Annotated in this window: 16 protein-coding genes and 1 pseudogene; 8 read left to right on the top strand and 9 right to left on the bottom strand. The window is 46.5% G+C overall.

The features are described 5' to 3' along the window. Positions 1–3: 3 nt before the first annotated feature. The 4 genes from fusA (at position 4) to C7Y66_RS02775 (ending at position 4732) form a co-directional block, all read left to right on the top strand. A complete protein-coding gene (gene fusA, locus C7Y66_RS02790; RefSeq protein WP_106544375.1) occupies positions 4–2079 on the top strand; it encodes an elongation factor G in 2076 nt (691 codons plus the stop codon). A gap of 111 nt (positions 2080–2190) precedes the next feature. Continuing rightward, positions 2191–3420, top strand: a complete 1230-nt coding sequence (tuf, locus tag C7Y66_RS02785) for an elongation factor Tu (RefSeq protein ID WP_106544374.1) — start codon at positions 2191–2193, stop codon at positions 3418–3420. 202 nt (positions 3421–3622) lie between these two features. Then, entirely contained in the window at positions 3623–3940 is a 318-nt protein-coding gene (gene rpsJ, locus C7Y66_RS02780) for a 30S ribosomal protein S10 (RefSeq protein ID WP_015156706.1), read from the top strand. Between the two features lie 147 nt (positions 3941–4087). After that, on the top strand, positions 4088–4732 hold the full coding sequence (locus C7Y66_RS02775) for an LON peptidase substrate-binding domain-containing protein (protein ID WP_015156705.1): 645 nt from the start codon (positions 4088–4090) through the stop codon (positions 4730–4732). A 149-nt stretch (positions 4733–4881) separates the two neighbouring features. Here C7Y66_RS02775 and C7Y66_RS02770 read toward each other — a convergent pair whose 3' ends face one another. The 3 genes from C7Y66_RS02770 to dacB form a co-directional block, all read right to left on the bottom strand. After that, positions 4882–5637 carry an ATP-binding cassette domain-containing protein gene (locus C7Y66_RS02770; protein ID WP_106544373.1) on the bottom strand — a complete coding sequence of 252 codons (756 nt, stop codon included), beginning with the start codon at positions 5635–5637 and terminating at the stop codon, positions 4882–4884. Between the two features lie 20 nt (positions 5638–5657). Continuing rightward, complete coding sequence (locus C7Y66_RS02765; protein ID WP_199197217.1) at positions 5658–6212, bottom strand: hypothetical protein; 555 nt, start codon at positions 6210–6212, stop codon at positions 5658–5660. A gap of 165 nt (positions 6213–6377) precedes the next feature. Continuing rightward, positions 6378–7928 carry a D-alanyl-D-alanine carboxypeptidase/D-alanyl-D-alanine-endopeptidase gene (gene dacB / locus C7Y66_RS02760; RefSeq protein ID WP_106544371.1) on the bottom strand — a complete coding sequence of 517 codons (1551 nt, stop codon included), beginning with the start codon at positions 7926–7928 and terminating at the stop codon, positions 6378–6380. A gap of 102 nt (positions 7929–8030) precedes the next feature. Here dacB and C7Y66_RS02755 point away from each other — a divergent pair, with 102 nt between their 5' ends. Together C7Y66_RS02755 and C7Y66_RS02750 are read left to right on the top strand one after the other, a co-directional pair. After that, positions 8031–9110, top strand: a complete 1080-nt coding sequence (locus C7Y66_RS02755) for a hypothetical protein (protein ID WP_015156701.1) — start codon at positions 8031–8033, stop codon at positions 9108–9110. Between the two features lie 175 nt (positions 9111–9285). Beyond that, the gene (locus C7Y66_RS02750) at positions 9286–9888 is read left to right on the top strand and encodes a hypothetical protein (RefSeq protein ID WP_106544370.1); all 603 of its coding nucleotides are present in this window, start codon (positions 9286–9288) and stop codon (positions 9886–9888) included. 64 nt (positions 9889–9952) lie between these two features. Here the strand turns inward: C7Y66_RS02750 and ilvB are convergent, their stop codons facing one another. The 5 genes and pseudogenes from ilvB to C7Y66_RS02725 form a co-directional block, all read right to left on the bottom strand. Beyond that, positions 9953–11791 carry a biosynthetic-type acetolactate synthase large subunit gene (gene ilvB, locus C7Y66_RS02745; RefSeq protein ID WP_041463457.1) on the bottom strand — a complete coding sequence of 613 codons (1839 nt, stop codon included), beginning with the start codon at positions 11789–11791 and terminating at the stop codon, positions 9953–9955. Positions 11792–12120: 329 nt separating this feature from the next. After that, positions 12121–12346, bottom strand: a pseudogene (locus C7Y66_RS33285) (type II toxin-antitoxin system HicA family toxin). Positions 12347–12350: 4 nt separating this feature from the next. Beyond that, the gene (locus C7Y66_RS02735) at positions 12351–12560 is read right to left on the bottom strand and encodes a type II toxin-antitoxin system HicB family antitoxin (protein WP_106544369.1); all 210 of its coding nucleotides are present in this window, start codon (positions 12558–12560) and stop codon (positions 12351–12353) included. A gap of 24 nt (positions 12561–12584) precedes the next feature. Beyond that, a complete protein-coding gene (locus C7Y66_RS02730; RefSeq protein ID WP_015156697.1) occupies positions 12585–13841 on the bottom strand; it encodes an MFS transporter in 1257 nt (418 codons plus the stop codon). A 152-nt stretch (positions 13842–13993) separates the two neighbouring features. After that, the gene (locus tag C7Y66_RS02725; RefSeq protein ID WP_106544368.1) at positions 13994–14587 is read right to left on the bottom strand and encodes a hypothetical protein; all 594 of its coding nucleotides are present in this window, start codon (positions 14585–14587) and stop codon (positions 13994–13996) included. A gap of 117 nt (positions 14588–14704) precedes the next feature. Between C7Y66_RS02725 and C7Y66_RS02720 the strand changes: the two genes are divergently transcribed. Both C7Y66_RS02720 and C7Y66_RS02715 read left to right on the top strand, forming a co-directional pair. Then, positions 14705–17746: a diguanylate cyclase gene (locus C7Y66_RS02720; RefSeq protein ID WP_106544367.1), complete on the top strand. Its 3042-nt coding sequence runs from the start codon at positions 14705–14707 to the stop codon at positions 17744–17746. 374 nt (positions 17747–18120) lie between these two features. Further along, on the top strand, positions 18121–19290 hold the full coding sequence (locus C7Y66_RS02715) for a ferrochelatase (RefSeq protein ID WP_041463455.1): 1170 nt from the start codon (positions 18121–18123) through the stop codon (positions 19288–19290). 34 nt (positions 19291–19324) lie between these two features. On the opposite strand, the gene C7Y66_RS02710 is transcribed toward C7Y66_RS02715, so the two are convergent. Continuing rightward, positions 19325–19870 (bottom strand): NADPH-dependent FMN reductase, encoded by a 546-nt coding sequence (locus C7Y66_RS02710; protein WP_015156693.1) that lies wholly within the window; start codon positions 19868–19870, stop codon positions 19325–19327. Between the last annotated feature and the right edge of the window lie 332 nt (positions 19871–20202).

The following is a 20202-nucleotide window of genomic DNA, read 5'->3' as shown; positions in this document are numbered from 1 at the left end:
GCTGTGGCACGTACCGTTCCGCTGGAAAAAATCCGCAATATTGGAATTGCGGCTCACATTGATGCGGGCAAGACAACAACGACAGAACGAATTCTGTTCTATTCTGGAATGATCCATAAGATCGGTGAAGTCCACGAAGGAACAGCGGTAACTGACTGGATGGCTCAAGAGCGGGAGCGTGGCATTACAATTACTGCTGCTGCGATCACCACCAACTGGAGAGACCATCAAATTAATATCATCGACACTCCTGGTCACGTAGACTTCACGATTGAAGTGGAACGTTCCATGCGGGTATTAGATGGCGTAATCACAGTCTTATGCTCCGTAGGTGGCGTACAGCCTCAAACAGAGACAGTTTGGCGACAGGCAGATCGGTATAAGGTGCCACGCATCATCTTTGTCAATAAGATGGATCGGACTGGAGCAGATTTTTACCGAGTATACAATCAGGTGCGCGATCGCCTCCGCACCAACGCAGTACCGATTCAGCTACCCATTGGTAGTGAAACAGACTTCAAAGGTCTGATCGATCTAGTCAAGATGTGCGCTTACATCTACGGCAACGATCAAGGTACGGATATTCAAGAAGTAGAGATTCCTGCCGATCTGCAAGAGCTAGCACAAGAGTATCGCACGAAGCTAGTTGAAGCAGTAGCAGAAACCGATGAAGCCTTACTAGAGAAGTATCTAGAAGGTGAAGAACTGAATGAAGCTGAAATCCGTAAAGGGCTGCGACAAGGCACAATTGCGGGTACGATTGTCCCCGTGTTATGCGGTTCTGCCTTCAAAAATAAAGGCGTGCAGCGCTTGCTAGACGGTGTTGTAGATTACCTGCCAGCACCTACAGAAGTTCCGCCAATTCAGGGAACAACCGTCAATGGCGAGACAGTCGAGCGCTTTGCTGACGACAATGCACCGCTGTCAGCACTCGCTTTCAAAATCATGGCTGACCCATACGGGCGCTTGACTTTCGTGCGCGTCTATTCTGGCGTGCTGAAAAAAGGTAGCTACGTCCTCAACGCTACTAAGAACAAGAAAGAGCGAATTTCTCGCTTAGTAGTATTGCGAGCAGATGACAGGATCGATGTTGAAGAATTGCGTGCAGGCGACTTGGGTGCGGCATTAGGATTAAAAGACACTTTGACAGGCGATACTTTGTGTGACGACAGTGCGCCAGTCATTTTGGAATCTCTGTTTATCCCAGAGCCAGTCATCTCGGTAGCAGTAGAGCCAAAGACCAAGCAGGACATGGACAAATTGTCCAAAGCGCTGCAATCTCTTTCCGAAGAAGATCCTACCTTCCGAGTGCATGTCGATCCCGAAACCAACCAAACCGTAATTGCTGGGATGGGCGAACTCCACCTAGAAATTCTGGTAGACCGGATGCTCCGCGAATTTAAAGTGGAAGCAAACGTGGGAGCGCCACAAGTAGCTTACCGCGAAACCATTCGCAAGCACGTCACGAAAATAGAAGGGAAATTCATTCGTCAGAGTGGTGGTAAAGGTCAGTACGGTCACGTTGTCGTTGACCTAGAACCAGGCGAACCAGGCAGTGGGTTTGAATTTGTCTCTAAGATAGTTGGTGGTTCTGTACCCAAAGAGTACATCGGACCTGTAGAACAGGGGATGAAGGAAACTTGCGAATCTGGCGTACTAGCTGGGTATCCGCTGATTGATGTCAAAGCGACATTGACCGATGGCTCTTACCACGAAGTAGACTCGTCGGAAATGGCTTTCAAAATTGCTGGCTCAATGGCAATGAAAGCAGCAGTAGCAAAAGCATCGCCAGTGCTACTGGAGCCAATGATGAAAGTCGAAGTTGAAGTCCCCGAAAACTTCCTGGGGGATGTGATGGGCGACCTTAACTCTCGTCGCGGTCAAATCGAAGGCATGGGATCGGAACAAGGCTTATCCAAAGTGACTGCTAAGGTTCCGCTGGCAGAAATGTTTGGTTATGCTACAGATATCCGCTCGAAGACCCAAGGTCGGGGTATCTTTTCAATGGAGTTTAGCCATTACGAAGAAGTACCTCGCAACGTAGCTGAAGCAATCATTGCTAAAAGCAAAGGGACATAAATGGAGTTGTTAGCTGTTAGTTGTTAGCTGTTAGTTGACTTCTAATCGCTAATTGCTAATTGCTAATTGCTAATCGCTAATCGCTTTCAATAAAAAAGGAACCGAGAACTCATGGCACGCGCAAAGTTTGAGAGAACTAAACCTCACGTCAACATTGGTACAATTGGTCACGTCGATCACGGCAAAACCACGTTAACGGCAGCTATCACCATGACCCTAGCAGCTTTGGGTCAGGCAAAAGCTAGAAAATACGACGATATTGATGCAGCTCCAGAAGAAAAAGCACGGGGGATCACCATCAATACCGCTCACGTAGAGTACGAAACTGAAAACCGCCACTACGCTCACGTAGACTGCCCAGGACATGCTGACTACGTGAAGAACATGATCACGGGTGCGGCGCAAATGGACGGCGCGATCCTGGTAGTATCTGCGGCAGACGGTCCTATGCCCCAGACTCGCGAACACATTCTGTTAGCCAAACAGGTGGGAGTTCCCAACATCGTCGTTTTCCTGAATAAGGTAGACATGGTAGACGATGAAGAATTGTTGGAACTCGTAGAACTGGAAGTGCGCGAACTTTTGAGTTCCTATGACTTCCCTGGCGATGATATTCCCATCGTCAAAGGTAGTGGGTTGCAAGCACTGGAAACAATGATCAAAACTCCTACAACTGCGCGGGGTAACAATGAGTGGGTTGATAAAATCTACGAATTGATGGATGCCGTAGATAGCTACATTCCTACTCCAGAACGGGATGTTGATAAGCCTTTCTTGATGGCAGTAGAAGACGTATTTTCGATCTCCGGTCGCGGTACGGTTGCAACTGGTAGAATCGAGCGCGGTAAAGTCAAAGTTGGCGAAACCGTAGAATTAGTCGGGATCAGAGGCACTCGTAGCACCACCGTTACTGGTGTAGAAATGTTCCAGAAAACCTTGGATGAAGGTATGGCTGGAGACAACGTAGGCGTACTACTACGGGGTTTGAAGAAGGAAGATATCGAGCGGGGTATGGTAATTGCCAAGCCTGGTAGTATTACACCTCATACCCAATTTGAGTCTGAGGTATACGTGCTAACAGATAAAGAAGGTGGTCGTAAGACACCTTTCTTCGCTGGCTATCGTCCCCAGTTCTACGTAAGGACAACTGACGTAACTGGCACAATTACTGCATTTACTGCTGACGATGGTAGTGCTGCTGAGATGGTGATGCCTGGCGATCGCGTCAAAATGACCGTAGAATTGATCAACGCGATCGCGATCGAACAAGGAATGCGCTTTGCAATTCGCGAAGGCGGTCGTACTATTGGTGCTGGTGTTGTTTCTAAAATTGTGAAGTAGAACGACCAGCTATTAACTTAGAGCAGAAAAGCTAAGCCTAATGGGGTATAATGCTTTTCTGCTTTAATTTGTTGTTTGTCACCGATCATTTGTCATTGGTGGTAAATACAAATGACGAATGACCAATGACCAATGACAGCCCAAACGAGTTTCTTATAACTCCAACGAGATTACTAAATAAACCGAACCAAGAAAACTAAAAATGGCTACCCTTCAGCAGCAAAAAATTCGCATCCGCTTACAAGCTTTTGACCGCCGCTTACTCGATACCTCTTGCGAGAAGATTGTTGATACGGCAAACCGGACAAACGCTACAGCTATCGGTCCAATTCCCTTACCTACAAAGCGCCGCATTTATTGCGTGCTGCGATCGCCCCACGTTGATAAAGATTCTAGAGAGCATTTTGAAACTCGCACTCATCGCCGAATTATTGACATTTACCAACCTTCTTCTAAAACAATTGACGCTTTAATGAAACTCGACTTACCTGCGGGTGTAGATATTGAAGTCAAGCTGTAACGCTATTTTTTGAGTTGTAAAATGCTCGTTGAGTTACTGACGGTTGACGGTCGCTCGTCAACTGTCAGCCGTCAACTGTTAACTAATTGTAAACAAATCCGTTAAAGTAAAAACAGGATGCGCAGTTACCGTTTTTACGAATAGACAATGACATCTTCTTCTCAAATAGCGGTGCGAGAACTCCCACTGTTTCCATTGCCAGAGGTAGTGCTTTTTCCCAATCGCCCCCTACCTCTACACATTTTTGAGTTCCGCTACCGAATTATGATGAATACAATTCTAGAAAGCGATCGCCGCTTTGGGGTACTATTGTGGGATCCCGTGCAAGGTCAACCTGCTAGAGTTGGATGCTGCGCTGAAATTATTCAGTATCAGCGTTTACCGGACGACCGGATGAGAGTAGCTACTCTCGGACAGCAGCGGTTTCGGGTCTTGGAATACGTGCGAGAAAAACCTTACAAAGTTGGTTTAGTGGAATGGATTGAAGACAATCCACCACAAAAAGACCTTAGACCTTTGGCACGAGAAGTAGAGCAACTGCTGCGAGATGTGGTTAGGCTATCTGCTAAATTGACAGAACAGGAGATAGATTTACCAGAAAATATTCCCGATTTACCTACAGAATTATCCTACTGGGTAGCCAGCAATCTTTACGGTGTCGCAGCAGAACAGCAAACACTGTTAGAAATGCAAGATACGGCGGCGCGGCTAGAGCGGGAAGCAGATATTCTTAAGTCTACGCGCAATCATTTAGCAGCAAGAACGGTGTTGAAAGATACTTTTGAAGCTTGATAATAATCTCTCAGCCTCTTTTAACAAGGTGGAGACGATCCCCCCAACCCCCCTTAACAAGGGGGGCTTTAAGATCTTCCCTATTCCCCTTAATCAGGGATGATATTTGAAACGATCCCCCCAACCCCCTTAACAAGGGGGGGCTTTCTTTAGAGCCATTCTTGGGTTGCTTTTGTTTCAGCTTGGATTAAATTCGCTTTTAATTTGTCCCAGTCAAGTTGACTAGAATTGGACGCATTTTGGCTCAAACGTCCTGCTTGCAGGAATAACACTTGCGTACAAAATTGTTTAGCTAATTCGAGTTGATGATTGACCATTAATATTGTTGTTTGACCGCTATCTGCTAGTTGGATTAATACTTCGATTAAATGAGATGCTTTACCTGCATCCAAAGCAGAAGTTGGTTCGTCGAGTAAAAGAATTTTCGGTTGGGTAGCTAAAGCACGGGCGATCGCAACGAGTTGTTTTTGTCCGACTGAAAGTTGTAGTTCCGTCTTTTCTAACCAGTCTTCAGGGATATTTAGCCGTTCCATCCAATAGGCAATTTGCTGCTGAATTTGCGATCGCGGCATTTTGCGTAAAACTAGAGGATATTGCAAAGCCTCTCTGACTGTCATTCCCAATAGTTTTGATTCTTGCATTACTAGCGTCACTTGCTGGCGCAACTGAATCGCGGGAATTTGACCATATTCCTTGTCTTCTAAATAAATCGATCCGGCTGTAGGTTCGCTGAGGCGATTGACAATCCGCAACAAAGATGTTTTTCCCGCTCCAGAAGCACCGATAATTGCAATGCGATCGCCTGGAAATGCCTCAAAGGAAATATCCTGCAATAAGTACTGAGAACCTATTGTTGCAGCTAGGCTGACTCCTTCTAGTCTTAATTGTGCTACCTCACTCCTCACTCCTCGCCCCCAGAGTTGAATTAGTTTAATGCGATCGCAGTGGTAACTGTCCAGGCATCAACTAATAATAACAGCAGAGTAAATACCAACAAAATTAAGTACATCCAAGGCTGCGATAAGGGAATGACATCCGTGGTATCGATTTCAGTTTTTGCTTGTACTTCCCGCACCAATTTAGCAAATCCAGCCACCCGCATCGGTAACAAATAAGCTTTTCCTTCCTGACTGAGGAAATAGTATACGAGTCCGCCTTGTCCGGTAGTACGGGGTTTTAACTCTTTTACTTCCGACCAAGGTAAAGACCAACCGCGCCGAAACCACTTAGGAACCCATAGGGGATATGTCACCTGAATTCCTTGGTCATCTAGTATGACTCGTTCGCTAAGTGCGGCGTATAGGGCGATGAAACCGATGCTAATTCCTATCCAAAGCCAAATTGGAGGAACTGGTGCGGCTGTCACCTTTGCTAAAAATGGCAATGGTATGGTGAGAGCTATGTATAGACTCAGCAGTGTAATCCGAATTAAAGGTGAGAGACGGAAAAGAGAAGTTGAGTTATTGACTAATGCGGTCACGATTCTACTACAATTAGTTTTTGCTCTTACTTATTATGAGTGAATTTTCAGATGTCGTGCGATCGCACGGGTATCAATCGATTAGTAATAAACTGAGCGAATATGAAAACGGTTCTCTCAGTCAAGGTAGAATTATCGAGTTTTGAATTAGGGTTTAAATTTAAACTAACAGCGCTGCAAACGAGTTAAAAACAACACGATGCGATCGATTGTCTGTCGCAAAACTGATGTAGGCTGGTCAGATTGATTGACAATAATACTAAAAACTAAAGGTTCGTAATTGGGAGAATTGATATATCCAGACAAAGCAACAACACCACTCATCGTCCCTGTTTTTGCTAAGACAATTCCTTGCGCAGTTGTACCCTGAAAGCGACTTTTCAGAGTGCCACTCACGCCAGCTATCGGTAAAGAGGTACGATATACAGTAGCAAGGGGTGAATTTGCCATCACTCTGAGAGTTTGGGCGATCGCAACTGGACTAGCTAAATTTTGCCGCGATAACCCCGAGCCATCTGCCAGCACGTAACCAGTAGGATCGACACCCAAGGTAGTCAAAGTCTCTTTGACATTCTGCAAGCCAATTTCAGCCGTCGATCCTGTCGTAGGTGTTAGCTGTACCCTCACTCCCAGTATTCTCAATAAAGCTTCAGCATAGAGATTGTTACTCTGTTGATTTGTCTCCACTAATAACTCTGATAGCGGTGGTGAGACGACAAATGCTATTTCCCGCAGTCCGAGGGTAGACTGCCGCTCTTGTTGTTGCACTGGCTCGTTCCCAGGTGATAACGTAATTCCTGCTCGGGCAAGACTGCGCTGAAAGTGACGTAAAAAATGCGCTTTTGGATCGACCACCGCTAAATTTATTGATTCAGATGGTGCATCAATTCCCATCTGTCCGGTGACTTTGAGTATTGCTGCACCTGAGTCGCGGCTGACGTTAAGGGAAGATTTAGACGCGGGAACGGCGATCGCTTCATTTTCGATCTGCCATTGCATACCCTCTCTCAAGTCAGACCAATTGAGGCGTAGGGGTTGACCGACTTGTTGTGGTATCGCCGTTAACTTGACAGTATTTTGATTCAAAATCAAACTATTGACAGGTGCGCCATAGTCTGCTTGTATATCTTCCCATTGCCAGCTGGGGTTAACGATCGCACCTTGAAAATAATCATCTTCTGCCACTAACTGGCTGATGCGATGAAATTGCTGCTGTTTTACCTGTTTTGCTAATGCTTGCAACTGGATGTCGGTTAAGCTAGGGTCGCCGCGACCGATAACTCGTAAACCACCTGCGATCGTGGGATAAACAGAAGTGCGAATTTGAAACTGGGAACCCAGTCTTTGCAAAGCGGCAGCGGTTGTGAATAATTTGACGTTAGATGCTGGAATGAAATAGTTTTGAGCGTCCCGGCTGTATAGCAGATCGCCGCGATTCACGGTTTGGACTAGAATTCCCCAACGGGCGCGATTGAGTTGGGGGCGATCGATCGCCGTGGCGATCGCTGTTTCTAATTGAGCGGGACAAATGGCATTTGTTGCGTTACGTAAAGGCTGCTGGACAATTTTGAAGGATGCATTTAAAGATGCATGTGGTAAAGATGCGTGTGGAATGTTGTTAGCTATGGCTGGTAACATCAAGTAGATCTGAGCGTTGGCAATTGTTAGCAGTAAGCTAACTGGTTTGACAATATCTCTAAGAGCAGATTTCATCATGTTTTTGCTGATACATATTGTACGATTTACTTAATCTCCGACCCGTATAATTACTGCCGACTGCGTGTAGACGATGAAATGCGTACAGACGATTAAAACTATATGACTAAAGTACAAATCGCTAAACAATCGCCTGACAAAAAGACTCTTAGCATACCAAATTTGGCTCAAAGCAGCGATCGCGAGAGTAAAACGTACTTTTTATTGGCGATCGCCCTGGTTATTGGAATTTGTAGCGCCATTATTGGCGGATTATTATTTGCCCAATATTTAAAATTATTCTCCACCACTCAAATTGACAAAGGCAGCCATCGCGATCTATTCTCCGTGCCACCTGCAACAAAAGTTCCAGCAGCCAATTTAGTCCAAACCGCTTTTGGCAATCAAGTCCAAGTCACGATTATTGCCGTCAAAAGAATCCCTGGCAAGCCAGATGAAGTTAATGTGGAAATGCAGATTGAAAAACTTACAGATACGCCACTTATAGAAGGTACGATTAGCGTTGGTTCGACTATGGCAAGCAATTCCGAAACCAGCGAATTCTATCGAGCCACTGATTTCATGCGGCGATCTTCAGGTAGAATTTCACTCAGTAAACTGCGTCAGGATAAACCCATAGATGCTTATGTCGTCCTCGACGTACCGCAGGGAGTCACGACAATCGATCTGTTTGTCGATCAAACTACGCCGTTTAAAAATGTGCCGATCGCGACTGCAAATCAATTTACTAGAGTAGTTTCTCGCCCTGCAACTCCAAATACAACAGCAATGCAGGCGACTGGTAGCTTGATAATGCAACCAAACGGCTTGATTCGTAAAGCTTTGGATAATAAAGCGCAAGTTCAAGTCATTTCAGCACAACGCTTGAATAATCCCGAATTGGCAACTCGCAATGTTGTGAATGTCAAAATGCGGATTTGGCGGCTGGGTACAAAACAGCCAAATTTTCAGGACGTAATTACCGTCAGCGCCACTACAGCCCGTAACCCCGAAACTAGCGAGACTTACAGAGCCTTTGACTTTCTAAATCGAGCCACTAATCCAGTATTCCTATTTTATCTGCGTCCGCAAACTTATTCGGATGCTTATGTTTGGCTACAAGTACCAGAGGGGGTTAATACTCTCGATCTTTTTATCCCAGAGACGGGAACGTTTAGAAATGTGCCGATTAGTCAGAATTAACGGGAGTCAGTAGGGGGGCACTGCTGTGCGCCCGTACTAGGGAGTTGTGAGGCATAAACCAGGTTTTTACTATATCTATTAGCTGCGATCGCAGTACCAACAACTCTAATTGTGGGGCATAATGGGCGATCGCATTTTAATTCAGCACTAGCACAAAGATTGACAACGATAGACTATGAGTAATTTTTTATCTGGTATAGCTGTTATCCTCTCAATTTTGGCATTGGCTTTTAGTGGCTTCACTGCCTATCAAGTGTTTACGCTGCAAGAAAAAATCGCTGCTATTAGCAGTAACGCTAGCACTGGTACATCAGGAACTTCTCAACCAGAGACAACAGCGCCAGTGTCGTCTGCTGCATCTGACACTACAGCAACTGCACCCGCCGCTACAAGTGGGATTCAACCAGGGCAATTCGTCCAATCTGCTATTGGCAATAAAGCGAAATTAGAGTTATTAGCTGTCAAGCGAATCACAGATCCAGAGGCAAAAACTCGCGATGTCGTCAACGTACAAATGCGAATCCGTCGCCTTGCAGCTGATGCTAGCCCTAGCGACGTAATTAATGTAGCAGGTACGAAAGCCCGTAATCCCGATACTAGTGAAACTTACGAACCAGTAGACTATAAGCGATCGTCAGGCAGCGTTAATTTGTACTTCGTGCGGAAAAATGCCTCATCAGACGCTTACGTGTGGTTGAGAATACCGGAAGGTGTGACGGCGATCGATCTTTTTATTCCAGATACAGGTGCATTTAAAAACGTGCCAATTGCAAGCTGAAACTACTTTTTGATAATGGGCAATTGCAACTACCAACTACCCATTACCCATTCCCCTTACCAACTTAAATCTTCGTGCCACACTCAGGACAGAAGTTATTGCGCGAGAGATTTTGTGCGCCGCAATTGCTGCAATGGACGACCTCTACAGCTTTTTCAGCTTTAGGTTGTTTTGGTAAACCTACCATTTGAGCGTTGCTCTTACCAGGAGGAACCATTGGGTAGCAGTTCTCTTCGCGATTGACATGCACGTCCATCAAGACGGGGCCATCGTGAGCTAGCATTTGGGCGATCGCCGTAGCTAATTCTTCTCGCGTAGAAACTACCATTCCTTTAATGCCGTAAGCTTTAGCCAGCAGCTCGAAATCTGGCATTGATGGTTCCATATTCGAGGAAGAATAACGCTCTCCGTAGAATGCTTGTTGCCACTGACGTACCATTCCCTGCCAACCGTTATTGATAATTACGGTCTTGACATTAATGCCAAACTGTGCGAGAGTTCCCAGCTCTTGTAAATTCATTTGGAAACTGGCATCGCCACTAATGCAGATCACCTCTTCATCGGGCAATGCCACCTTTGCACCCATAGCCGCAGGCATTCCAAAGCCCATCGTTCCCAAACCTGCACTGGAGATCCAGCGACGGGGACCATTTTTCAAAAATTGCGCCGACCACATTTGATGCTGTCCGACATCGGTAGTGTAGTAAGCATTCGGTGCTTGCTGGCTCAGTTCTACAATCACTTCTTGAGGTGAGAGGCGATCGGCGTGACGCGGCACGATTAGAGGATAATCTTCTTTCCAACTCTCGATCCGCTTGAGCCATGCTTGAGTTTGGTTGGGATTTTGACATCCCCCTGTTTCTTGACATCGCCGCAGCAACTCGACTAAAACTGTCCGCACGTCGCCGACAATTGGTACTTCTGGGGCGCGGTTTTTGCCAACTTCCGCTGGATCGATATCGATGTGGATGACTTTAGCGCGGGAAGCAAATTCATCTAATTTACCAGTCACGCGATCGTCAAATCTTGCCCCAACAGCAATTAATAAATCGCACTCACTCACGGCAAAATTGGCGTATGCCGTACCGTGCATTCCCAACATTCCCACAGCCAAGGAATTGTGTTCGTCAAAAATCCCTTTGCCCATCAAAGTTGTGGTGACGGGAATTTGGAACATTTCTGCTAGTTGTCGAATTTCTGCATGTGCGCCAGAGGCGATCGCGCCTCCTCCCACATATAGTAATGGGCGCTGGCTCTCCCGGATCAACTGCACTGCTTGCACGATTTGGCGGGGATTTCCCTTGACAGTAGGGCGATACCCAGTCAACCTCACCGTTCCTGGTTCTACAGGTACGTAGTCAAATTCTTCTAGCCCCACATCTTTCGGCACGTCAACCAAAACTGGTCCTGGTCTACCCGTACTAGCTATGTAGAAAGCTTCCGCCACAATCCTCGCCATATCAGCGGGATCGCGCACCACGTAGGAATGTTTGACGATTGGCAGGGTAATGCCATAAATATCAGTTTCCTGAAACCCATCCGTGCCAATTGCGGCGCGGGAGACTTGTCCCGTTATAATCACCATCGGAATCGAGTCCATATGGGCTGTAGCAATTCCTGTCACTAGGTTAGTTGCCCCAGGTCCAGAAGTGCCAAAACACACGCCTACTTTACCAGTAGCACGGGCATAGCCATCAGCTGCATGAGCTGCGCCTTGTTCGTGTCTGACCAAAATATGTTGAATCCCACCAGCAGCCTCCGCCCGATATAGCTCATCGTAAATTGGTAAAATTGCTCCGCCAGGATAGCCAAAAATATGTTCGACTCCGTGACGCTTGAGACTGTCAATTAGAGCATAAGCCCCAGTCGCCCGTTTGGGCGTAACTAGAGGCGTAGTAGAAATTGCCGATGAATTCAGATGACCGTTTTTGATGGAAACACTGTGGGTACGAGATGCTCGCACGGGAAACCTCACGCAGTACTTAGTTAACTAGGGGGATACCTGTATTTATATTTTGTATTTTAAATTGCCGATTAATTATTAAATTTACTCTAGTGTCTAATATTGAGGATCTCATGACATAGATAAAAAGCGCTGAATCATAGGATAAGTTTTATCTATGCGGGAGTCGGGAGCCGGGGGAAAAGAGCTGAGGGAGCGAGGGGAGAGCCGCCTACCTGGGGGAAAAATCACTAGTCACTTGTAACAAAGCATTAGCTATTGCTTCTACGCTATCGAAACTTTAATAATTCTTCAATAGTTAAATCAATATCGCTGGCAATCTGCCTTAGTAGCCTGGGTGATATATCGCGTCCTTGGTGAAACGGAACTGTTGTTCCTCGACCATCGTTAGTGTCTAAATTGCTTATGCGATCCTTTCTGGCGTACTTCAGCAAATCCAAGGTTTTCTAGTATCCGAATGACCTCCTGCGGTTTTAAAACAGGAATATTACTCATAAATCTACCGAACCGCAATTTGTTGGATTCCAACAAACTCGGTTTGGAAAATAGGTTTTTCATCTTCCAGAAGCATTTCAATGACTTCACGTAGATTCTCTTGTAACTCATCGAGAGTTTCGCCTTGGGAATGCGCTCCAGGAAAACCAGGAACATATCCTATATAAAGTTGAGTATCCCTATCTCTCTCGATAATTGCAGTAAAAGTTGTCATCTATCTATGCTCTCTACACCCCAATTAAATCGCATCTTTCAAAACTCTACGAGTATTTTGCCACGCCCAGATCCCGATCGCGGTGACGGCGACACTCATCCCGATCAGAACGCTGCGTAAGCCAAAGGCAATGGTTAGCCTTTCGGTAATCAGCAAAGGTGCGGATAAAGCAATATTGATCGCGTGGTTTTGAAAGCCGAATACCTTACCGTGCATTTCCGGTGGAGTTTGCTGTTGAATTAGGGTTTGCATCGGTACGCCGATAAAACCAGCCCCAACACCCAGCAACACAGACAATCCCAAGGCAAGGAATAGACTGTGGGTAAATGTAAATATGCCCAAGACAAACGCCATCATCAAAAATCCGTACAAAGGTAGAGGCTTGTGATGCAAGCGATCGCCCCAATGACCTAAAATTGCCGCACCGAATACCATACCTACCCCAGCCGCCGCCAGAAAAAAGCCGAATTGTTTTTCTTTCAAACCAAACTCTGCTGCTAGGCGAATTGCTAGCACGGTTAAAGCAGCAAATACGCAATACAAAGTTGTCATTTGCAACATGGCATTCAACACGAGCCGATTTCGCCGCAAATAGCTCAAACTCTCTTTAAACTCAGTCCAAGCATTTTTTTTCTGTCGTTCTTCTCTGGGGGACTGCCGTTCTTGAAAGCTTATCGGCTGCATGATCCCCGCCGATAGTAGATATAATCCACCCACGACTAATTCTTGTCCTGAATTACCCAAAGAAGATTTCGCCCAGCTTAACAGCGGTTCCCCCACAGCAAAACCAACAATTAACGCGCCCATCATCGTGCTGCTGAAAAGAGCATTAGCAGACATGAGTTGTTCTCGCTTAACTAGCAAGGGGATCGCTGTTTGTTCGGCGGGGGCAAAAAATTGCGTCACTGTAGAAATCGCAAAAGTCAGCAATAGCAAAATCAGAAATTGCCGTGGTAGAAGCGGGATCATCAGTGTCAACAGCCCTCGTACCACATCAGAACCAACCATGATCGGCTTTTTTGGCACGCGATCGACCAAGATACCCCCAGCAGAACCAAACAGAATCGCTGGTAGGGTAAACGCCATAAATAGGTCAGAACGTCTGGTATCCTCTATACCTGCGGCAAGGGGATAGTTTTCCAACAGGGCGATCGTCAGGACGAGAAAAACTTTATCTGCTAGCTGGGACAGTAGTTGCCCGATCCACAGCAGCATAAAATTTCGGTTGTGCAACAGGGCGCGAAACCCATTTGTGTTAGCAGGCGGTTCGGTGGGAAACATTTAGATTAGGGAGCAGGGAGCGATCGAGCAGGGAATTGTAGGGGCGGGTTTACCCAAAGTCTGTAGTTAGTATCAGAGTTCGTTTGGAAAACCCGCCCGTACGGGAGTCGGGTAATAGGGAGACAAGGGATCGATTCTGGTTCCACCAGCCACTAGCCACTAGCCACTCCCTCCTTCCCGTGTCGTTTTAAAAGCATAGACAAAAATTCAGCTGCCGTCAGGTAAGTGCGGTGTTGCGCGTGACTCTCATCTGAGTGTACCCACCAACCTGTAATTGTTGGCAGCGATCGCCATAGTACCAAATGCTCTACTGGCGGATCGGCATAAAAGCTATCGTTGCTCTCACCTAAGAGGGCAGAACTCCAGTGGGTAAAGTAATCGTGGCTGAGGCGATAGCAGGGAAAGTTGGTAAATAAAGGCACTCCCCATCCGTCTACCGCGATCGCAGCGCGTACTTTGCCTCCCATGAGCTGCCATCCCCAGGCTGCACCAAGTGCGCCTACGACTCCGGCGCTGAAACCGAGGAAAATCAACGACGGCGCTGTTTTTGGACTGCCGAGGCGATCGTGAAGAAACTGTAAAATCCCTACGGCAGATAGGGATAAATACGGATATGGCGGAGAATAAACCAGTAAATTTCCCGTTTCTTTTAGCTGCGATAGAGGGGTAAAACTTGACTCGAAGGTTGTGATTAATGCTTGAGTCAGATGCAAATCGTGGATTCCCGCACAAATAACGACTTTCATGAGTTGAATTTAGAAAGTTTTAAGAAGTCTTTCAGTGTTCTTACTGTAGTTACTCCTGGCTTCTCGAAACGAAACTTTGAAGAATACAAACCTTGTTTTTAAGTATCTAGAGTTTAGATGATTACCGCCGCCCACCAACGGCTGAATGCCTCAGCAGAAAAGTTATCAAAAACAAAATCTTTTATTGGAAATTCAACGCTGCTAGAAGATGAAGCCGCCAGACTAGCAGCTCTCTATCGGTGTCAAATTCTCGATACACCGCCAGAACCAGAATTTGATGAAATTGTGCATTTGGCAGCGTTAATTTGTGGTGTTCCCATTGCTAGCATTAGTTTTATCGATCTCGATCGCCAGTGGTTTAAGGCGTGTTTTGGTTGGCAGATCGATTCCCTCTCGCGCGATCTGGCGTTGTGCGGACGAGCGCTACAACAAAAAGAAGTTTTCGTTGTCAGCGATGCTTCAACAGACTCTCAGTTTGCTACTCATCCCTTAGTTTGTTCCCAGCCCCACATTCGCTTTTATGCTAGCGTTCCCCTGATTGTTGCGGAAGGATACGCAATTGGGAGTTTGTGCGCGATCGACCGCACGGCGCGAGAACTCGATTTGCAGCAAATAGAAGCATTGCAGTCTTTAGGTCGTCAAGTTGTGAAGTTGTTGGAACAGAGAAGCGATCGCCTTGCATCGACACCGACAGTCAATCGCCAACATTCAAGTAACAAGCGCTTTTTTACCCGCATGGCGCTTGGCTTGGGTTTAGCTTCAGCAACGTTAGTTGGAGTAGGAGCAGTTTCTCATCACACTCTGACGAGTCTAGGGCGCAATCACGACAAGCAAATCCAGCACTATCGCGTCCTCGAAGACTTGAAAGAGATCCATGCCTCCATGCAGAAGGCAACGATCGCCAAACATCGCTATATCGCTACTGGACAACCTAGCTATTTAGAACCGTACTACGACGCGGCAAGAGATATTCAAACCAAAGTCATCCATCTTCAGCAGGAAACTGGCAACAATCCTCACCAACAGCGCCGTTTGTCAACTCTGCAACCCTTAATCGAGCAAAAAATTACGGAAATCGAACAAGCAACTTTTTTAAGAAAAACCAAAGGAGCCACAGCTGCTTCCCAAACTACCCTGTTAGAGAAATCGAAGCAGATCGCAGATAAAATTGAAGCGATCGTCCAAGACATGGAAAGCACGGAGTACACTCTGTTACAGAAGCAGTCGCAAGCAGAATTTACGCGCACTCGTCAATCCATGTTTGCCTTTGCTGCTGCTATTTGTTTGAATATGTTGCTCTTAACTGGAGTCTACGGTTTTACAGATCGCGAAATCAGAGAGCGCCAGCAGATTACCGAAGCGATCGCCCAGGAACGAGATTTTTCGGAAGCAATCCTCAATACCTCTGGCGCTTTAATTTTGGTTCTCGACCCGCAAGGGAAAATTCTTCGCTGTAACCGCACCTGCGAAGAAATGACCGCTCGCACGGCAACAGAAGTTAAAGGAAAGTTTTTTTGGGAATTATTTTCGCTCCCTGGTGAAGCTGAATCGCCCAAAACTCACTGGGAAAATTTACTTACCAGTCAATCGGCAAGCCAATATGAAGGTTACTGTCTCAACCGTGATGGTCACACTCGCCGCATTGCTTGGACAAATACGATCCTGCGCGATCGCCAAGGGTTAGTAGAGTACGCGATCGCCTGTGGGATAGACGTTACGACTCATTCCACTGCTGAAGAAAGCCTGCGTCACAGCGAACAGCACTTACGTAACATTATCAATAGCTTATTCTCCTTTGTTGCCGTTCTCTCGGCTGATGGCACGCTGATCGAAGCCAATCAAGCTTTATTAGATGCAGCCGATCTTCAGCCCAAAGATGTTTTGGGTAAATCCCTGCTTCAAACTTACTGGTGGTCTTACTCTCCTACCGTACAAGCTGAGTTGCGATCGGCGATCGATCGCGTCAGTCAGGGTGAAAAAGTGCGTTATGAAGGCGAAGCAAAAGTAGGCGACGATCGCTTCATCACGATTGACTTTGCTTTCACACCGATGTACGATGCCAGCGGTAAAATTAGTTACATTATTGCCTCTGGTACTGATGTAACAGAACGCAAGCAAGCGGAAGCAGCAAGAGTGCAAGCTAACGAGCAACTGAGTAATTGGGTCAACGAACTCAAACAGCGCAACCACGAAATTACCTACCTCAGCTATACCGTTGATGTACTCCAAGCTTGTCTGACGCTGGAAGAAGCTTGCACTACCCTAGCTCAACTCGTGCAATCTCTATTCCCGCAAGCATCGGGGGGAATTTTTCTCAACCGCAACACGAAAAGTTTACTAGAACCAGTTGCTACCTGGGGAGTCCCCCTCTTAGCAAATCAGCAAGCTTTTAATCCCGATGATTGTTGGGCGCTCCGCTTGGGTAAACCTCATTGGGTTGATGATGCCGACGATGGTTTGCTCTGCAAACACGTACACCACAGCTTACCAGCTGAGTCCTTGTGCGTGCCTTTGATGGCGCATCGAGAAACCTTCGGCGTGCTTTATCTCGGTTCGCTAGAGAAGGGCGTTCTTTCCCCTGCCAAAAGGCAACTGGCGATTGGAGTCGCAGAACATATCGCTCCGACTTTAGCTAATTTAAAACTCCGCGAGACTTTGAAAAACCAGAGCATTCGCGACTCGCTGACTGGTTTATTCAATCGACGTTATATGGAAGAAGCTTTAGAGCGGGAAATGCTACGTTGCGATCGCAAGCAACAGCCACTTTCCATCATCATGCTCGATGTCGATTACTTCAAGCGGATCAATGACACTTTCGGACACGATGCTGGCGATGCCGTGTTACGGGAATTAGGACGCTGCTTGCAAAGTTACGTCCGAGGTTCGGATATTGCTTGTCGTTACGGTGGAGAGGAATTTCTGCTCATTCTTCCCGAAGCCTCCCTTGGAGTAACGCAATTACGTGCCGAACAAATTCGCGCCGCTGTCAAACAACTGCATGTCGAATCTTCCGGTCAACCTGTAGGAGCAATAACTCTATCTTTAGGAGTCGCTAGCTTTCCCAAACACGGATTAGAGGGAGAAGCCATTCTCAAAGCTGCCGATACTGCTCTCTACCGCGCTAAACAGGAAGGACGCGATCGGGCGATCGTTGCTTGAATGAGGAGTGAGGAGCGAGGAGTGAGGGAAAGAGAGTGGTGAGTGGTGCGCGATGAAAGGGTGTGGGGTGTGGGGAAATTTTGAATTTTGAATGCGTGAATTTTGAATGCGTGAATTTTGAATTTGTAGTTGCTCCCTCAGCTCTCTTCTCCCCCTTATCCCCCTTGTCCTCTCCCTTGTCCCCTCGCTCCTCGCTCCTCGCTCCTCACCCCTTCATAAAGATTTCCTCCATAGATAGACCAATCCCCCCATAGGGGATGCTAACCTAGTGTGAGTAAGAGTAGTACCAGCGATCGCGGGGTATGAGAATTTGTACTCTCCCTGCTACAAGCATCAAAGACTGGCAGAACATTTATTCAGGCGAGGCAAGGAAATTGGTAGCAACTCCAGAGAAACAACAACCTCAAGCGCCAGCTCCAAATTCTAACCAAGACAGAGTTGCCGTTTTACTAATGGGTTATGGTGAAGTTGAAAGCTATGCAGATTTCGCCAACTATAACGAACAAGCTTTAAATCTACTTACAGCTAAATTTGCCCCCGTGCCAACGTGGATCTACCCGCCTTTAGCAAAGCTATTGGCAATGTTTGACTTGCACGAGTGGCAGCATCAACACAACCACTTTGTTTCGCCCCATAATGCGATTTTCGAGCAGCAACGGGCGGGGATCGAGCAAGAGCTACAAGCTAAATGGGGCGATCGCGTCCAAGTTTTTAAAGCCTTTAACTTTTGCGCTCCCTACCTTCCAGAGCAAGTTCTCACAGAAATCAAGGCACAAGGATTTGACAAACTACTGATTTATCCTCTACTGGTTGTCGATTCTATTTTTACTAGCGGTATTGCTGTCGAACAAGTCAATAATGCCTTAGCAAAGTTAGCTGATGGTGAAGAACACTGGCTGAAGGGACAACGCTATATTCCTTCTTTCTACAACGAACCTGCCTACATCAATTTGATGGCGCAGTTGGTAGAAGAAAAAATCGCCGCCGAGCTTGCGTCTGCTTACTTACCTTCCCAGATCGGCATCGTGTTAATGAATCACGGTTGTCCCCACAAAGCCAAGGGTTTCACGTCGGGGATTGCAGAAAGTGAAGCTCTATACGAACTAGTTAGAGAACAACTCATCCACCGCTATCCACTGATCTCTGTAGGCTGGCTCAACCACGATACTCCTCTCATTGAATGGACGCAGCCAAATGCATTTCAAGCAGCAAAAAATCTGATCGATTTGGGCGCAACGGCGATCGTCTTCATGCCAATTGGTTTTGCCACAGAAAATCATGAAACTCTACTAGACGTAGACCACATCATTCACAACTTGCGTCGCAAGCATTCCACTATTAGCTACGTGCAAATGCCTTGTGTAAATGCTCATTCTCGTTTTCTACAAATGGCAGCAGAATGGGCGAATCCTCAAATCGCAGCACTGTTATCAGAGCAGGCACTCTCAGTTAATCCTCAGTTAGCGGTTGTGTCCGCTCACCACCATCACCACGACCATCACGACGGACATCATCACCACGACGGACATCATCACCATCATTAATGTGTTAAGGGCGCACGGCTGTGCGCCCCTACTTTTAGGAAACACCACGCAATTTGCGCGTATTCTCAACTAAACTTTGGGCGAATTGGTCGAAGCGTTGCGATAATTTTTCATCCAATAGCTTGCCATCAGCACCAAAAGCTTTCCACGCTTGTCCGATCGCAATTTGTTCCGGTATCACCCAAGCGTGAACCCATCTCATAATTAACCGCAGATCGTTGAGAGCATTGCTATTTGGTTGACCGCCTAACACGCTGATTAGTCCTGCCACTTTACTATCTAGCTGGTCGAAACTCATCAAATCTAAAGCATTCTTCAGCACGCCGCTAATGCTACCGTGGTATTCCGGTGTAGCCAAAATTAAGCCATCAGCCTGCTGGACGGTATTCTGCAACCTCTCTACATCTGGGTAGCCTGGATACTCGTCGCCCCCATGACAAAAGGGTAACTGCATCTGCCTTAAATCTAAAATTTCTACCTCTGCTCCTAGTGCTTCGACTCGCCTTGCTGCAATTTCTAACGCGAGTTGGCTGTAGGAATCTTTCCGCAAGCTGCCACCGATACCCACAATCTTAACCATATCTCAATCCTTGTTGACGATATTTTTTGACTATTGCGAAATCAAAACTAGAAAATTCTCTACATCACTAGTTTGATGGCTTTGTCAAGTTTCTCAATTATTGATACTCATAATCATTACGAGTATGCTTAAATTAAATATAGCGGCTTTTACCAGGGGATGTCAAATTTGAGGAAATACTAGTAAGTCATCGGTCATTGGTCATCAGTCATTGGCAAGAGGTTACCGATCGCTGACAACTTTGTACAGACGTTATTTGTACAAACGTTACATGTAACGTCTCCACACTGATAACTGACAACCAATTCAGGAAGTTACACTAGAGATTGGAA

The organism is Chroococcidiopsis sp. CCALA 051 (assembly GCF_003015105.1).
GTDB lineage: Bacteria > Cyanobacteriota > Cyanobacteriia > Cyanobacteriales > Chroococcidiopsidaceae > Chroococcidiopsis > Chroococcidiopsis thermalis.
Note: the sequence above shows the minus strand (reverse complement) of the source record. Positions and strands in the feature narration are given on the sequence as shown.

Coding starts and splice junctions, on each gene's coding strand:
- tuf (WP_106544374.1), top strand. CDS start 2,191: ATGGCACGCGCAAAGTTTGAGAGAACTAAACCTCACGTCAACATTGGT.
- rpsJ (WP_015156706.1), top strand. CDS start 3,623: ATGGCTACCCTTCAGCAGCAAAAAATTCGCATCCGCTTACAAGCTTTT.
- C7Y66_RS02775 (WP_015156705.1), top strand. CDS start 4,088: ATGACATCTTCTTCTCAAATAGCGGTGCGAGAACTCCCACTGTTTCCA.
- dacB (WP_106544371.1), bottom strand. CDS start 7,928: ATGATGAAATCTGCTCTTAGAGATATTGTCAAACCAGTTAGCTTACTG.
- C7Y66_RS02755 (WP_015156701.1), top strand. CDS start 8,031: ATGACTAAAGTACAAATCGCTAAACAATCGCCTGACAAAAAGACTCTT.
- C7Y66_RS02750 (WP_106544370.1), top strand. CDS start 9,286: ATGAGTAATTTTTTATCTGGTATAGCTGTTATCCTCTCAATTTTGGCA.
- C7Y66_RS02735 (WP_106544369.1), bottom strand. CDS start 12,560: ATGACAACTTTTACTGCAATTATCGAGAGAGATAGGGATACTCAACTT.
- C7Y66_RS02730 (WP_015156697.1), bottom strand. CDS start 13,841: ATGTTTCCCACCGAACCGCCTGCTAACACAAATGGGTTTCGCGCCCTG.
- C7Y66_RS02725 (WP_106544368.1), bottom strand. CDS start 14,587: ATGAAAGTCGTTATTTGTGCGGGAATCCACGATTTGCATCTGACTCAA.
- C7Y66_RS02720 (WP_106544367.1), top strand. CDS start 14,705: ATGATTACCGCCGCCCACCAACGGCTGAATGCCTCAGCAGAAAAGTTA.
- C7Y66_RS02710 (WP_015156693.1), bottom strand. CDS start 19,870: ATGGTTAAGATTGTGGGTATCGGTGGCAGCTTGCGGAAAGATTCCTAC.